The organism is Thiothrix unzii (genome assembly GCF_017901175.1).
Lineage (GTDB): Bacteria > Pseudomonadota > Gammaproteobacteria > Thiotrichales > Thiotrichaceae > Thiothrix > Thiothrix unzii.
Map to the genome: position 1 here is coordinate 1,803,242 of NZ_CP072793.1, position 14,760 is coordinate 1,818,001.

15 protein-coding genes are annotated in these 14,760 nt (G+C 51.7%); 13 read left to right on the plus strand and 2 right to left on the minus strand.

What is annotated here, in order from left to right; genetic code table 11:
- The first annotated feature begins 54 nt into the window (after window positions 1-54).
- The 12 genes from J9260_RS09045 (at window position 55) to J9260_RS09100 (ending at window position 12,000) form a co-directional block, all read left to right on the plus strand.
- Entirely contained in the window at window positions 55-1,941 is a 1,887-nt protein-coding gene (locus J9260_RS09045; protein WP_210217476.1) for a DUF5979 domain-containing protein, read from the plus strand.
- Window positions 1,942-2,164: 223 nt separating this feature from the next.
- The gene (locus tag J9260_RS09050; protein ID WP_210217477.1) at window positions 2,165-3,001 is read left to right on the plus strand and encodes a hypothetical protein; all 837 of its coding nucleotides are present in this window, start codon (window positions 2,165-2,167) and stop codon (window positions 2,999-3,001) included.
- A gap of 78 nt (window positions 3,002-3,079) precedes the next feature.
- Window positions 3,080-3,505, plus strand: coding sequence for a helix-turn-helix domain-containing protein (locus J9260_RS09055; protein ID WP_210217478.1), 426 nt, complete (start codon window positions 3,080-3,082; stop codon window positions 3,503-3,505).
- Between the two features lie 139 nt (window positions 3,506-3,644).
- Window positions 3,645-4,100: a transposase gene (locus J9260_RS09060; RefSeq protein ID WP_210217479.1), complete on the plus strand. Its 456-nt coding sequence runs from the start codon at window positions 3,645-3,647 to the stop codon at window positions 4,098-4,100.
- Between the two features lie 140 nt (window positions 4,101-4,240).
- Window positions 4,241-5,176 (plus strand): DUF11 domain-containing protein, encoded by a 936-nt coding sequence (locus J9260_RS09065; protein WP_210217480.1) that lies wholly within the window; start codon window positions 4,241-4,243, stop codon window positions 5,174-5,176.
- A gap of 98 nt (window positions 5,177-5,274) precedes the next feature.
- The gene (locus tag J9260_RS09070) at window positions 5,275-6,018 is read left to right on the plus strand and encodes a P-loop NTPase family protein (protein ID WP_210217481.1); all 744 of its coding nucleotides are present in this window, start codon (window positions 5,275-5,277) and stop codon (window positions 6,016-6,018) included.
- 269 nt (window positions 6,019-6,287) lie between these two features.
- Window positions 6,288-8,591, plus strand: coding sequence for a cellulase family glycosylhydrolase (locus J9260_RS09075; protein WP_210217482.1), 2,304 nt, complete (start codon window positions 6,288-6,290; stop codon window positions 8,589-8,591).
- A 170-nt stretch (window positions 8,592-8,761) separates the two neighbouring features.
- Complete coding sequence (locus tag J9260_RS09080; protein ID WP_210217483.1) at window positions 8,762-9,700, plus strand: chromate resistance protein ChrB domain-containing protein; 939 nt, start codon at window positions 8,762-8,764, stop codon at window positions 9,698-9,700.
- Window positions 9,697-11,043 carry a chromate efflux transporter gene (chrA, locus tag J9260_RS09085; RefSeq protein ID WP_210217484.1) on the plus strand — a complete coding sequence of 449 codons (1,347 nt, stop codon included), beginning with the start codon at window positions 9,697-9,699 and terminating at the stop codon, window positions 11,041-11,043. Before J9260_RS09080 ends, chrA begins: the two co-directional genes overlap by 4 nt.
- A 1-nt stretch (window position 11,044) precedes the next feature.
- Complete coding sequence (locus J9260_RS09090) at window positions 11,045-11,359, plus strand: rhodanese-like domain-containing protein (RefSeq protein ID WP_210217485.1); 315 nt, start codon at window positions 11,045-11,047, stop codon at window positions 11,357-11,359.
- The gene (locus J9260_RS09095) at window positions 11,356-11,628 is read left to right on the plus strand and encodes a chromate resistance protein ChrB domain-containing protein (RefSeq protein WP_210217486.1); all 273 of its coding nucleotides are present in this window, start codon (window positions 11,356-11,358) and stop codon (window positions 11,626-11,628) included. Before J9260_RS09090 ends, J9260_RS09095 begins: the two co-directional genes overlap by 4 nt.
- 21 nt (window positions 11,629-11,649) lie before the next feature.
- The gene (locus J9260_RS09100) at window positions 11,650-12,000 is read left to right on the plus strand and encodes a DUF3147 family protein (protein ID WP_210217487.1); all 351 of its coding nucleotides are present in this window, start codon (window positions 11,650-11,652) and stop codon (window positions 11,998-12,000) included.
- A gap of 43 nt (window positions 12,001-12,043) precedes the next feature.
- Here the strand turns inward: J9260_RS09100 and J9260_RS09105 are convergent, their stop codons facing one another.
- Window positions 12,044-12,775 carry an MBL fold metallo-hydrolase gene (locus J9260_RS09105; protein WP_210217488.1) on the minus strand — a complete coding sequence of 244 codons (732 nt, stop codon included), beginning with the start codon at window positions 12,773-12,775 and terminating at the stop codon, window positions 12,044-12,046.
- Window positions 12,776-12,785: 10 nt separating this feature from the next.
- Complete coding sequence (locus J9260_RS09110; RefSeq protein ID WP_210217489.1) at window positions 12,786-13,454, minus strand: ArsR/SmtB family transcription factor; 669 nt, start codon at window positions 13,452-13,454, stop codon at window positions 12,786-12,788.
- A gap of 84 nt (window positions 13,455-13,538) precedes the next feature.
- Between J9260_RS09110 and J9260_RS09115 the strand changes: the two genes are divergently transcribed.
- Window positions 13,539-14,759, plus strand: a complete 1,221-nt coding sequence (locus J9260_RS09115) for an MFS transporter (RefSeq protein ID WP_210217490.1) — start codon at window positions 13,539-13,541, stop codon at window positions 14,757-14,759.
- Window position 14,760 lies beyond the last annotated feature (1 nt).

Consider the following 14,760-nt stretch of genomic DNA (forward strand, 5'->3'; position numbering starts at 1 on the left):
CACACACCACTGCCTCAGCGTATAGGCCATAGCTTAGTACTAGCTGTTAGTCTCATGTTCCTGACGGTTTTAGCGGGCACGCCGTCTGCATGGGCAGACTTGCCGCTATTGCCGGGGCAAGCCATTACCACCCATTTCTCAGGCATAGAGAACAATACATCGCAGCCCTTTTTGCAAGGCAAAGTTTTGAGCGTGCTGGACATCCGCGATCCGGTTGCCAATAGTGCACCCTTCGCCCTGCCGGGGCCAACTAACTGGACTGTTCCGCGTTACCAACATACCTCATGGGATGCAACCACTTTAGGGGAAGTCTTCGGCCTAGCACTCGATACCAGTAAAGCCCAACCCGATATTTACCTTGCCAGTAGCTCCAGCATGTATTTCAGGGATACCGCATTTAATATGACACCAGGCTCATTGGCTAACGGTTATGGTGGTGTCTTTAAAATTGACGGTTCAAGCGGAGCAGCCTCGCTTCTGGCTAATCTGCCTAGTGCAACATTCAATAACGGATTTACCCGTTATGCGGGTTTGGCACAAATTGCCGCCAACCCAACTGGCAGAACACTTTATGTGGCGAACTATGAGGATGGTAAAATTTACGTCCTCAATATGGATACGGGTGCAACCGTAGAAACTTTTGATCACGGTACGCAAGCAGCCAGCCCCACTATCGCTGACGATGGCACAGCAGGCTTTACCCAGTTAGGTCGGCGGGTATCTGCTGTTCAATATCACCCACAGGAACAACGTTTGTATTATTCCGTGTGGGCGGTGGATGGCAATAAAATTTGGTCGGTTCCGGTAGCCAGTAATGGAGCAACCAATGGCGCAGCACGTTTTGAACTATCTTACACCTCAGGTGCTTGGGCAGGATCAAGTAACGCTGTTATTACCGACATTGCTTTCAGTAAAGATGGGCAACGGATGCTTGCCGGAGAAATGCCAGTCGTGGATGGTAGCTACATGCGTAGTTCCCATTATACGTCAGGTGTTGAATGGGTCGGCTCAGGCGGTGGCTGGACATTAAACAACAGTCTAGAAGGTGGGAATGGTACTATTCCTGTCGGATTATTTAATAATAAAATCAATGCGGCTGGTTCAGTAGCCTACGGTTACAATAACTACGGTACAAATGCCGGAGCAAGTGAACCGTGCGAAGACTCCTTCGTCCTGATGGGCGATGCCCTGTACTTTCCCGCGCCATTTATTTATGGTCTACAGATCACCCCTTTGACAGGTTCGACAACAGCCACGTTGGGACAAGATGATTACATCGTCGATTTGGAAAACAGTACTGGTGGTAATGAAAACAATGACAAGTCAGGGCTGGGCGACGTAGAAGTTTTAAGTGGTTGCGTTCCTCCTGTCACACCCAAAGGTAATCTAACCATTAGTAAGGCCGTTGCGGGCGGCACTGACCCACAAACCTTCAATATCCAACTGGATTGCAGCGACAATAGTTTCGACAACAACGCCATCACCCTGACTGCTGGTGCTACCCACACTGTCAGCAATATCCCGGCAGGCACAACCTGTACAGTAACAGAAACCACACCGTCCGCCCCCAGTGGTTATAGCTATAGTACACCGGTCATAACACCTGCCCAACCGGTCACAATAGTGGCAAACAGCACGGTAGCGGTCAGCGTGTTGAACCAGATGACAGCAAAAATGGCTGACATTGAGGTAAACAAAGTCGTTGATAAACCCAAGGTCAATTCTGGTGATGTGGTCACGTACACCATCACGGTAAAAAATAACGGGCCAGACAACGCAACAGGAATAGAAGTCACGGATCAACTTCCCTCAGGAGTTACCTATAAACCAACATACAACGCCAGCCAAGGTACATACTCATCAGCAACCGGGATATGGAGTGTAGGTTCGTTAACCAATGGTACAACGGCAACATTAACCATTCAGGCAACGGTGAACTAAAAACTTGGCACTGTTGGTCTTTTGAATGTGTCCGAAGTAGCTTCTAAATAAGGCACTGTTGAAAGCCTGTTTTTACGTGCAGACAAGCTCAATACCCGGCGGTTATCCAGTCGGGGTTAAGCCTAAGCAAATTATTATTTGAGCGGCGAGGGGTGTGATCTGATTGCATCCAGATAAAAGACTGACAAGGTATTAGTCTTCGATAAGTACATTGGGGCAAACAATGATTAAGAAAACAACAACTCACTTGAGTTCGGTAGGGGTTGCACTGCTTCTTGCTGCACCTTCCGTTTATGCGGTCTGTCCAGTCGGTACGAGCACGGTCAACTTTACGTGGGATGGCGCAGGTTCAGGCAATAATGCCGTCTGGAATTACGGCAATAGCAGCAATACCTATACAGTCAACTACACGGATACTAATGGTAGCCCTGCCGCTGTTGATATTACGATGAGTTTGCGTGACCCCAATAATATCAACGTTGATCCAGATGTCCGTGATGCAGGAAAGCACCACTATGATCCAGCAGGTGGATGTTTGCCTAATCCTGATCCACTGATTCAACCCCCTGCTGTTGATGAGTGGCCTAGTAACGGTAGCATTGACGACCCTTGGGATTCTGACTGCTACGGTCAGCCGAGTTCCTTAGTGACGGGAACCCGCATGGCTTATGGTCCAGGTTTTTTGACGTGGGTATCACTATCTTCAGACCATAACCAAGAAATGTTCTTGGATTTCAGCTTTTCCCGTCCAGCTCACTTAATGGATAATTTCACTATTGGGGATATTGATGCTGCCGGTCTGTTGTATACATACAATAACTTCCATGCTAGTGAATCGCCAGGAAACTCATTCCAAGATGAAGTAGGATTCAAAGCCTCCATGAACGGTACAGACGTACCTATTTCTATTTTTAATCCGGGTAGTGCACTAACAGTAACAGGAGCTATTGCACGCGCAAACTACAACTCTGCCCAGAATAACAACGTAGCACCAACAGATCCGCTTGGAACCATCAGTGCTGCATCTACCGCACCTATCGACAAATTCAGTATCATGTAAGTAACTAGCTAGAAGTTTCCACGTATAAGATCCTGCTGGTGTAAACTGGTAGTTTGTCACTTAAGAATGTCCGCACCGATGAAATTTGCCCAGCCGATCCCTGAAGAAATCCGCGTGACCTTGCAGGAAATGTATATGAACCACCCTACATTCCGCTGTCGTCAACGTGCGCAAGCAATTTTGTTGAGTACACGCGGCTTTACCCTTGCGGAACTGTGGTCAATCTTGGATGTACGGCGCGATGCCATCAGTGAGTGGCTCGACCGCTGGGAACATGAAGGGCTGCTGGGACTTTACGACCGTCCCCGCTCTGGTTGCCCCCGGATATACACAGAAGCTGAAGTAGCGTTGTTGAAAACCCTAGTGGACGAAGAGCCACGCCAAATCAAGACGGCTCAAACCAAACTGGCTGATCTAACCCAGAAAGTAGCCAGTACCAGCACCTTGAAACGCCTGTTAAAAAAAAGTTCCACTACCTCTGGAAGCGGATGCGTAACTCATTGAAAGATAAACGTGACCCCGTGGCTTTCAAGCGTGAGCAGGAAATTCAAGCATTACTCCACCAGCAAGCGGCGGCTGGCAAGTTGCTTATTTACTACTTCGATGGTTCAGGTTTTACCACAACTCCTTGCGTCCCTTACGGGTGGCAGAAACGGGGGAAACACGCAGGCTACTCACAGCTCAGAGCAAACGCTTGAATGTCTTGGGTTTTATGAGCCTAGACAACGATAGTTTTTTCCACACGGTGGAAGGGCGCGTTGACTCACAAGCTGCCATCGCCGCCTTTAATGCCTTTGCTGACCGTTATGCCGAAGAATTTGCACAAACAAAAATACCTTGCTTGGTTATTCTGGATAACGCCCCGATACAAACCAGCAAAGCCTTTCTTGGTAAACGTGAAGATTGGATGTTGGCGGGAATTTGCTTACATTTTTTGCCAACCTACAGCCCTGAACTCAATCCTATCGAAATACTCTGGCGAAAAATCAAATATGAATGGTTGCCGCTGGATGCCTATAAAAGCTACAAGGACATGAAGGAACTGGTGTTAGCTATACTGGCTGGCTTTGGCGAAAAATACACGATAACTTTTGGATAATTACTTATTCCAATGGTCAGGACGATGCGGCAGACGAACAAGCAAATCCTAACTTGTACTCATGGTGGTCTGGCACTCATGGTGCAACTAACGGTGCGAGCGATAACCACGCAGTACGGGTTTCAGGGTTTACGTTTTGTATGGCTGAACCACCCAAAGATTTCGGTGACGCGCCAGCCACCTACCCTACACTCAAAGCTAACAACGGTGCTAATCACCTCATGAGCCAACAATTGTATTTAGGCAATTGCGTGGATGGTGATTCGGATGGGCAAGTAACTGCAACCCCTAGCGGTGATGACAGTGCGACAGGTAGCATTACCTACGGTACGTGCGCCACTGCCGGTGCGGATGAAGACGCTATCACACCAGTATCGCTAACCGACGGACAAACCGCCCCTTCAATCAATGTCAAAACACACAACACCACGGGTGCGGATGCCACTTTAGCGTGCTGGATTGATTACAATGGCGATAAAACCCTTGATAACACGACCGAACGTGCCAGCACCACCGTTGCTAATAACGCAACAACTGCCACATTAACATTACCAAACGTGCCTGCAACTGCCAGCACCACGACAGGCGGTAGCACTGTAATGCGTTGCCGTTTAGCCAGCACTGCCAGTGAAATCAGCAATGCCACTGGTGCTGCGAACACGGGGGAAATTGAAGACCACCCAGTTACATTAACCGCCGCGCCACCGGCTTGCGCTACCATTACCAACACCACCAACGTTACCAAAATCACCGAAACCGACAGTAATGCAGTGAACAACACAGCATCCGCAGCGATACAAGCAAACTGTGCTGTATCAAAAACGGATCTCAAAGTCACAAAAACGGCAAGCAAAACCACGGTAAGACATGGCGATACTGTGACCTATACCATTACCTTAGAGAATGACAGCGACGTTATTGCAACCGCTGTTAAAGTGGGTGATAACTTACCTAGCAGCCTGACTTTCGTTTCAGCAACGCCATCACAAGGCACTTTTGCGAATGGAGTCTGGGATGTAGGCAATGTTGCCGCGCGAGCAAAACTCACCCTGATGCTGGAAGTGACGGTGAAGTAAACCCGTCGAGAGTTAGACAGGCCATCTGTTTGTCTAACTCTCTGGCCTAAAAATTGCATAGTAATCCCCCTTAACTACTAGCAATCATGGAGAAAATAATGGGTAGGGTACATTTCATTGGCGGTGAAAAAGGCGGCGTTGGCAAATCACTGACTGCACGTCTGTTGGCGCAATATTTCATTGACGGCGCGACCCCGTTTACCGGGTTTGATTCCGACCAATCGCATGGCACATTTTCCCGATTTTACAAGGACTTCGCATCCCCATTGCGGGTAGATGACTACGACAGTCTGGATAACATCATTACCATCGCCGAAACTCACCCGGATCACGATCTGATCATTGACCTCGCTGCGCAAACTTCCGCCCGCTTGGGGCAATGGATTGCGGAAAGCGACGTATTCGGCATTTTCACCGAAATGGGGCATAAAATATTCATCTGGCACGTAATGGACGATGGCGCAGATGCCCTGAGCCTGCTGGATAAAACGCTGGATAGCTACCCACAGCAAGACATTCAGTTCATCGTGGTACAAAACATGGGGCGCGGCGAAGACTTCGATGCATTCGAGCAATCACCGATTTTCCAGAAAGCGCAACAACGTAATGCGTATTGCATGACACTAGGCAAACTGCACGCCAAATTGGTGCAGAAGGTCGATTTCAACAACCTAAGCTTTTGGGCTGCGGCGAATAACCGCGATCTGATGAACACACCGGAACGTCAGCGAGTACGTGTTTGGCTGGAAAATGCCTACACGCAATTTGACCACTTCCTCAAGCATGACGAAGAACCGCAAGACACCGCCACTGTAGAAGTGCAAGATTTTGCATCGCAATAATCACACGTCAACGACTTGACCTGAGACTGCTCCCGTCCTTCATACAATCCTTCCGTAACAACTTACGGAAGGTATAGGCTGGCGACAGAAGCCCGTGTCAACGTGGATAATGCCCTTAAACAACGTTATTACCACGTGCAACCTGATGCCCGCAAATCATGACAAACCTCAACTTCCCTATAAATACCTATAATTAGTGTGTGATTTTTTCTTGTGCAAATGTTACCGTCTTGATACTTGCGTAATACAACAGTTGAAGGGAGTAACACATGAGAGTGGGTAAAGCCTATTTCTATGCCTTGCCGTTAGCAATAGCGGTACAAGCTGCCACGGCGGGCAATCTGATTACCGATGGTGGTTTTGAAAGCGGTGTATTGCCGTGGACAAGCACCAAATCCATCCTCACCCTTGACCCGGTAGCCGCTTATGCTGGTCAAGCCGGGATGAAGGTCGATTCCGCCTATAGCGGATGCCCTACCGGGGCACTGTACACCTTGAACACCGCTAACCTGAAAAATGGCACACTCTACGAATTTGGGGCACGGGTACGCTTGAGCAGTGGCGTGGGCAGTTCTGCCAACCTTTCCTTTGGTTTGATCAAGAACGGGGCTACCCCGATTACTTTGGACGGCGAGCAATCTAGCTACGATGCCAAGGTTTATCCCGACAAATGGACCCGGGTTTTTGGGGTGTGGCAAGCCAGTTTTACCCCCAGCGATACCCTCAAAGTCTGTATTAGCGGCACTGCTGCCAATAAACCGTTCCAAGTAGATGAAGCGTTTGTAAAACCGCTGTCCACAGAAGAGGTTGGCTACCAACCACCAGTAACGTTGGATACCTCAACATTAGTCTATGCAGACGGCAACCGCTTGGTGATGGGGTCACAAAAAACCCCATTCCTGATGAAAGGAGTCAACGTTTATTTGTACGATCTGGGCACTGATGTTGACCCACCGCCGCCCCTCGATGATTTCAAATACAAGAATGTTGATGAAGCGTCTTACAAGGAAATTCGTGACCTCGGCTTCAACAGTGTGCGTCTGATGCTGTCTTACAACCTGTTTGAGAGCAACACCGCACCCGGTGTCTACAAGAATGAAGGTTGGGCATTGGTTGACCGGCATATCCAGTGGGCTAAACAAAACGGCTTGCGTCTGATATTGGATATGCACGTCCCGCCCGGTGGCTACCAAAGCAATGACTTCAAAGGATTCGGTAGTCGCGCTGACCTGAAAAAACGCCTAGAAGATTTGTGGGTTGCCATCGCCCAACGTTACCGCAATGAAACCACCATTGTGGCTTATGACCTGATTAATGAACCGCATATCAACAACTGGTTTATCTACGCCCAAACTCTGATTAACAAAATTCGCGCTGTTGACCCTAATCACCTGATTGATGTGGAAGTGTCTTTCCACCCCAGCGACATCGGTATGTATAAACTAGCGGACAACAATATCCTGTACGATATCCACTGGTATGAACCGTGGAGTTGGGCGGGTTCACATACCAACAACACACCTTACGTGGGTACATTGGCGCAGTTCAAACAGCTTTTGAGAAATGGGGAAGGCTTGACCGAGTTCTATGATGCCGCCACTGACAGCTTTACCGTACCCTTCAATATCGGTGAATACGGGGTCACGTTTGAGAAATACGAATTGGCAGGCGTCAACGGGGTAACATGGTTGCAACACGCCAATGCCGCGTTTGACCATTTCGGTATCAGCCGCCAGTTGTTCCATTACAACGAAAATAACTTTGGTATCTACCGTAGCTGGAACAGTTACCCCAATGAACACACCAAAACCACCGAACCGCTTAAGGCGGCATTGCCCGCGATTAACGGGGCTGCCCCCCCACCTCCACCACCTCCACCACCTCCACCACCTCCACCACCACCTCCGCCACCTCCGCCACCTGCGGCTTTAAACATCACCACCTCCATATTGACCGCTGGTAAGGTAGGAACAGCTTATAACGCAACTTTGACGGTGAGTAATGGCACAGCTCCGTATAGCTGGTCGGTGAGCAGCGGTAGCTTGCCAACAGGTTTGTCACTCAGTGCAGCGGGGGTTATCAGCGGCACACCCTCGATCTCCGGCACGACCAGCTTCAGCGTGAAAGTGACTGACAGTAAAGGTTTGAGCGACACGCAGGCTCTTAGCATGACAGTTGCCGCCGCACCTCCGCCTCCGCCGCCAACCACGGGCAATGCGGACATGGCATTGACTACCTTTAATGCAACCGCTACCAGTGTTACCAAAGGCAGTTCCGCCGGATTTAACTTTGTGCTGAAAAATAACGGTAACGATGTAGCGAAAAATGCACGGTTTGTATTGCCTATGCCTGCCAATACCACTTGGATATCCGGTGCGGCGGAATGTGTGCCTGCTGCTGCGGAAGTCGTGTGCAGTTTTGGTGATCTGGCAAAAGGCGTTTCCCGTAACCGTTACATTTACCTGCGTCCAGCGGTTGCTGGTAGCCTTACCCTCAATGGTAAAGCCGTATCCGACACCGGGGACAGCAGCATAACCAACAACAGCAAAACCGTTACTCTGACGGTGAAATAATCCGTCTGGTTGTGTCACACGAAAAGTTGGGGGGAAACGTAAGTTTTCCTCCTCTCGTGTCGTACATAATGTCTTGTTCTCCACATCCAACTTGTCAAACAGTTCGGTAGACCTCATCATAAATAAAGTTATGGTTGTAACTTTATTGTAGAGGTTGCTACTATAATTAGATGAATTGGTTATTACTCATTATTTCCTTGCCCACCGAAAACGCCACGGCACGAATGCGCATCTGGCGGGCATTAAAAACCCTTGGTTGCGCCAGCCTGCGTGATGGCGTGTGGCTATTGCCCTCACGCCCTGATACCCATGCACGGTTTGATGGCATTGCCGAAGACACCCACAAATCGGGCGGGGAGGCGTGGGTGCTGGCACTGCAAGCCGATGCGCAACAAGCCGACAGTTTCCCCGCTTTGTTTGATCGCAGTGCCGAATACACAGCATGGCTGGAGGAACTGGCGCAATTCGACCCGCTCGCCGCCGACATTGCCTCTACCCGCAAGCAACTGAAAGGGTTGGGCAAGCGGTTAGCTGCCATCACCGACACCGACTATTTCCCGCATCCGCTGCAAACCACCGCCCGTGAACGCCTGCACACAGCAGAAGCTGCCGTGCGTGGGCGGACAGTTTCGGCTGAACCCACCTCCCAGCAGGGAGAACTGGAACGGCTCGACAAAGAAAATTTCCAAGGCAAGAACTGGGCAACCCGCCGCGATTTGTGGGTAGACCGCCTTGCCTCAGCATGGCTGATCCAGCGTTTCATTGACCCGCAAGCGCAATTTCTGTGGTTGGACGATACCGCTGTTTGCCCCGCTGACGCGCTCGGTTTCGATTTTGACGGGGCGCGTTTTAGCCACATTGGACGGTACGTGACGTTTGAAACCTTGCTGCACAGTTTCGGGCTGGCTCAGGATGTTGGGCTGCAACACTTGGCGCATCTGGTGCATACGCTGGATGTGGGTGGCAATGCGCCGGAAGCCGCCGGATTTGCTGTGCTGCTGAAAGGCTTGAAACACCGCGCCTCAAATGATGATGTGCTGCTGGCGGAAGGCGGGCAGCTCCTCGATGACCTTTATTGCGCTTTTTCCTTACCGGAGGATTCCCTTTGAGCGATACACCACAAACCGCACCACAAGCCCCAACCTTGGGTGAAGCGTTTTTCTACTGGCTGAAACTAGGTTTCATCAGCTTTGGTGGCCCGATGGGGCAGATTGCGATGATGCACACCGACTTGGTGGAAAAGAAACGCTGGATTTCGGAACACCGTTTTTTACACGCGCTGAATTTCTGCATGATTTTGCCGGGGCCGGAAGCGATCCAATTGGCGATTTATATTAGCTGGTTGATGCACGGTGTGACGGGTGCAGTCATGGCGGGGGTGTTGTTCTTTATGCCCGCGTTCTTGCTCTTGTCGGTGTTAGCAGGGGTGTATCTGGCGTGGGGTGATGTGCCGCTGATGCAAGGTTTGTTCTATGGCATAAAACCCGCCGTGGTGGCGATTGTGCTGTTTGCGGCGTGGCGGATTGGCTCGAAGGCACTGAAAAACAGCGTCCTGTGGGGTATCGCAGCAGCGGCTTTTGTTGCCATTTTCGTGTTTGATGTGGGTTTCCCGTGGATTGTGTTGGCGGCCGCGTTATTGGGTGTGATTGGCGGCAAATTCATGCCGGACAAGTTTAAAGGCGGCGGCGGACACGGTGCATCTGACAAGCAATACGGCGCGGCGGTGATTGATGATCATACCCCAACGCCAGCACACGCTAAATTTTCATGGGCAAAACTCGGTATCACCGTTGCTGCTTTCATCGGTATTTGGGCAGTCGCTATGTTGATGCTGGGCGGCAACCAAGCCTTGAGTGAGATGGGGATGTTTTTTACCAAAGCCGCATTCCTGACCATTGGCGGGGCGTATGCGGTGTTGCCTTACGTCTACCAAGGTGGTGTGGAACAGTTCGGCTGGTTGACCGGGGCGCAAATGATGGACGGTTTGGCATTGGGTGAAACCACGCCGGGGCCGTTAATCATGGTGGTTACTTGGGTCGGCTATCTGGGCGGTGTGGCAAAAACCGTAATAGCCAACCCGATTGCAGCAGGCTTTGCCGGGGCTGCCGTCGCCACCTTTTTCACTTTTTTACCGTCATTCCTGTTCATCCTCGTGGTGGGGCCGGTGGTAGAAAGCTCGCGTAATGACCTTAAATTTACCGCACCATTGACCGGTGTTACTGCGGCGGTGGTGGGTGTGATTATGAATCTAGCGGTGTTTTTCGCGTGGCATACGTTTTTCCCCAAAGCCACTGGAGCAACTCCATTTGTTGCGCCGTTTGAATGGTTCGCTGTAGTGGTTGCCATCGGTGCATTTGTCGCGCTGTGGAAATACAAGGTGGACGTGATGAAAGTGATCGGTGTGTGTGCCGTGTTGGGTTTGAGTTATACACTGGCTATGGGAGCAATGTGAGATGGAACGTACTATTAAACCTGAAGATTTTGCCGCGATTGCAGATACCGCAATGGTGCTGGACGTGCGCCGTTTGGAAGACCGTGCTGCCTCTAACGAAACCGTGCCGTTTGCGATCTGGAAAGACCCGACCCAGATTGACCAATGGATCGAAGCCATACCGCGCAAGCATCCGGTGGTAATTTACTGCGTGTGTGGCGGTGGGGTCAGTAACAGCGTGGTTGACCGTCTGCAAGCGGAAGGGGTGAATGCCCGTTTCATCGAGGGTGGGATTGAAGGCTTGAAAGCCATTGGTGGCAAGTTGGAAGCCAAATGAAATGGGTCACACGCGAACGCCCTAAAATTGACCGCATCGCCTGCCCCTGGCTGATTACCCGCTTTATCGACAAAGAAGCCGAATTTCTCTATGTGCCAGCCGATCAGGTGCTGGCAGTGGCGGAAACCAGCGAGGCTACCCCTTACGACATCCCCGGTGTGGAATATTCCCACGTCGGGGAGTTGTGCAGCTTTGATGCTTTCCTCAAGCTGTATGCGTGGTGCAGGCATACGCAACAGGAAACGCATAGCTGGAATTATCCGGCGTAGCATTTCACAGGAAGCACCATTATGGGTTGGATCATTACCAAATACGCTGTGACTGCCGCACTGGTGGTGTTGATTTCCGAACTGGCGAAACGCAGTGACAAGCTCGGCGGGTTTGTTGCTGCGTTACCGCTTGTCACCCTGCTGACGTTGGTGTGGTTGTATGTGGAAGGGCAACCTGCCACCAAGCTTGCCAACCATGCGTGGTATACCTTTTGGTATGTCGTGCCGACTTTGCCAATGTTTTTGGCATTCCCCGCCTTGTTGCCTCGGCTGGGGTTTTGGTTGACGCTGCTGGCATCGGCGGTGCTGACCGTGGTTTGCTTTGGGTTGTTCGCGCTGGTGGTACGGCGGTTTGGGGTGGCGTTGTTGTGAGCGTGCCATTCGGCGAGATAGGGCCGGGAAACGCGACCGCAGGTTATGCCATCACATTGCGTCGGATAATTTCCGCCATACCTTCCGGTTGTGGCGGTAAATTTCCCAAAATCGCCGCCACAAACGCCGCTTTATCCGCCAGCAACGCCGTATTAAACCGCCTTTCAAACGCAATCGTGGACGACGGTTTGCCCGAAATTCCCGCGCCACACACGCTACCCGCTTGCGCACCGGGGAAAATTTCCACATGTTCCGGCAAGGTCAGCAGCTTGTTGAACAACGAATCGTGCAGCAAGCCGCCCATGCGTTCTTCTTCACCGCGCAAATCCGGTCGTCCCGCACTGCCCACAAACAGCGTATGCCCACTCAGCAAAAACCACGGTTCAGCACTACGGCGTACATCGGATACCAGCAAGCAAATGCTGTCCGCCGTATGCCCCGGCGTGTGCAGCACTTGCGCAGTGACATTGCCGATGGTCAGCACTTGCCCATCCTTGAGCGAGGTAAACGCAAATTGCGGCGTGGAACTTTCGTGCAAGCAATACTCACCGCCACAACGTTGCGCCAGTTCACGCCCGCCGGATACGTGGTCGGCGTGGATGTGGGTGTCGATCACGTAATCAATCTTCACCGCCTGTTGCGCGGCTTGCTGCAAAAACCACTCCACGTCTTCGGCATGGACATCGACCGCGATGGCATGACCTTTGCCACCGCAGCCGAATAGGTAGGCGAGTGAGGAAGGGTTAGACGGTGCGGCACGTTGCAAGAAAAACATGAGAAAACTCCTAAGCGATTGATGATTGAATAGGCAATCCAGCAGCCCGCCATTCCGGCAACCCATCCGCCAGCCGCACCGCCGCAATGCCATGCCCGCGCAAGGTTTGCACTGCATGAAAGGCGTACACGCAATACGCCCCTCGGCAATACGCGACGATGGTTTTGCTGTCATCGAGGGTTTGCAAGTGCGACTCCACTGCATCGGGTGCAACGTGGATTGCACCGGGAATGTGTCCGGCGGCGTATTCGGCGTAGGGGCGCACATCCAATAATGTCACCTCATCGCGAGCTAGCCGCGCCAGCAATTCTTCCGCGTTGATGGCTTCCATCGTTTGTTTGTTGGTCAGGTAGGTGTGGGCAAGCCGTTCCACCTCCGCCAGATGCAATTCCGCCGTGCGTCGCAAACTGGCAATCAGTTGCACCACATCATCTCCCGCAAGGCGGTAGACACGACGTTTGCCATCGGTGCGAACTTGCACCAGCGCGGACTGCTTGAGGGTTTGCAAATGCCGCGAGGTATTGGCTACCGTGAGGCTGGCAAGTTGACTCAGCTCTTCCACGCTGCGCTCGGTTTGCGCGAGGTAGTCGAGGATTTCCAAGCGTTGCGGGGAGGCGAGTGCTTGCGCGATCAGGGCAAATTGGGCGTTGACTTGCTGTTTGAAACCGGAGGATGACATCAGGGATTTCTCATTCAATTGATGAGTTGAATGATTGCATGACAATGCGTATCCTGCAAGCTGTTTCCACCACAGGTTTTTCTCATGCCTCAGCTTCAGCACGGTATCCACGCCAATCTCGCGCAAATCCTCCACCAGCTACTTCAGGTGTTTCTAGTCGGATTAACCATCGGCATGACGCGCACCGTCGTCCCCGGTTTGGCGGAAACCGAATTCGGGTTGGGCGGGCAACAGTTCTTTTTACTAACCACGTTTGTGGTGGTATTCGGCGCAGTTAAAGCGGTGATGAATCTGTTTGCGGGGCGGTTTTCTGATCGTTTCGGGCGCAAGCGGGTATTGATTGCGGGGTGGATTGCGGCGTTGCCGATTCCGTTTTTGCTGCTTTACGCGCCGAATTGGGGTTGGGTCGTCGCCGCTACCGCGTTGCTTGGCATTAACCAAGGCTTGTGTTGGTCGATGACCTTGAACAGCAAACTTGACATGACCCACCTGAACCAGAAAGGGCTGGTCAATGGGCTGAATGAGTTTTCTGGTTATGCGGCAGTTGCGCTGGCGGGTGTGGTTACTGCGTGGTTGGTGGATGTTTATGGCGCACGGTTGGGCTTGTTTATGTTTGGCACAACGGTGATTGTGCTGGGCTTGCTATTGGCGGTTCTGGTGATAAAAGAAACCCGTCCGTGGGCATTGGCGCACACGCAGGGAATAAAACCCGCGCCCGCACCATCATTAGGGCAAGCCTTTTGGTACGCGAGTTGGCAAAACCGCAATCTGTTAGCTTTGAACCAAGCCGGATTGGTGGAAAAATTTACTGATGCACTGGTCTGGATCATTCTACCCGTGTGGTTCGTATCGCAAAATCTGACGCTAGTGCAGGGCAGTTCCATCATCGGTGTTTACGCGTTGGTGTGGGGTGCAAGCCAGCTTATCACGGGTTCGGCATCTGACCGTTTTGGGCGTAAACCGCTGATTGTTGGCGGAATGTGGCTGTGTGGCATCGGCGTATTGCTGCTGGTACTCACCCACAGCGTCTGGCTGTGGACGCTGGAAGCTGGGCTAATCGGTTTCGGCATGGCGATGCTTTACCCCACGCTGGGCGCAGCAGTCGCCGATGTCAGCCCACCCGCGCAACGCAGCACCTTGCTGGGTGTCTACCGTTTCTGGCGCGACTTCGGCTACGCCGTCGGTGCGCTGAGCATGGGCTTGCTGGCACAATGGACGCAAGGCTTGGACGTAACCTTCTGGCTGGTCGGGGTAGCGATGCTACTCTCCGGCGCGTGGGTTGCGCTGACATTTAACAAGGAGTAAC

Excerpts from the sequence above, each read along its gene's own strand:
- J9260_RS09045 (WP_210217476.1), top strand. The coding sequence starts at position 55 with ATGTTCCTGACGGTTTTAGCGGGCACGCCGTCTGCATGGGCAGACTTG.
- J9260_RS09050 (WP_210217477.1), top strand. The coding sequence starts at position 2,165 with ATGATTAAGAAAACAACAACTCACTTGAGTTCGGTAGGGGTTGCACTG.
- J9260_RS09055 (WP_210217478.1), top strand. The coding sequence starts at position 3,080 with ATGAAATTTGCCCAGCCGATCCCTGAAGAAATCCGCGTGACCTTGCAG.
- J9260_RS09065 (WP_210217480.1), top strand. The coding sequence starts at position 4,241 with ATGGCTGAACCACCCAAAGATTTCGGTGACGCGCCAGCCACCTACCCT.
- J9260_RS09070 (WP_210217481.1), top strand. The coding sequence starts at position 5,275 with ATGGGTAGGGTACATTTCATTGGCGGTGAAAAAGGCGGCGTTGGCAAA.
- J9260_RS09075 (WP_210217482.1), top strand. The coding sequence starts at position 6,288 with ATGAGAGTGGGTAAAGCCTATTTCTATGCCTTGCCGTTAGCAATAGCG.
- J9260_RS09080 (WP_210217483.1), top strand. The coding sequence starts at position 8,762 with ATGAATTGGTTATTACTCATTATTTCCTTGCCCACCGAAAACGCCACG.
- J9260_RS09090 (WP_210217485.1), top strand. The coding sequence starts at position 11,045 with ATGGAACGTACTATTAAACCTGAAGATTTTGCCGCGATTGCAGATACC.
- J9260_RS09095 (WP_210217486.1), top strand. The coding sequence starts at position 11,356 with ATGAAATGGGTCACACGCGAACGCCCTAAAATTGACCGCATCGCCTGC.
- J9260_RS09100 (WP_210217487.1), top strand. The coding sequence starts at position 11,650 with ATGGGTTGGATCATTACCAAATACGCTGTGACTGCCGCACTGGTGGTG.
- J9260_RS09105 (WP_210217488.1), bottom strand. The coding sequence starts at position 12,775 with ATGTTTTTCTTGCAACGTGCCGCACCGTCTAACCCTTCCTCACTCGCC.
- J9260_RS09110 (WP_210217489.1), bottom strand. The coding sequence starts at position 13,454 with ATGTCATCCTCCGGTTTCAAACAGCAAGTCAACGCCCAATTTGCCCTG.
- J9260_RS09115 (WP_210217490.1), top strand. The coding sequence starts at position 13,539 with ATGCCTCAGCTTCAGCACGGTATCCACGCCAATCTCGCGCAAATCCTC.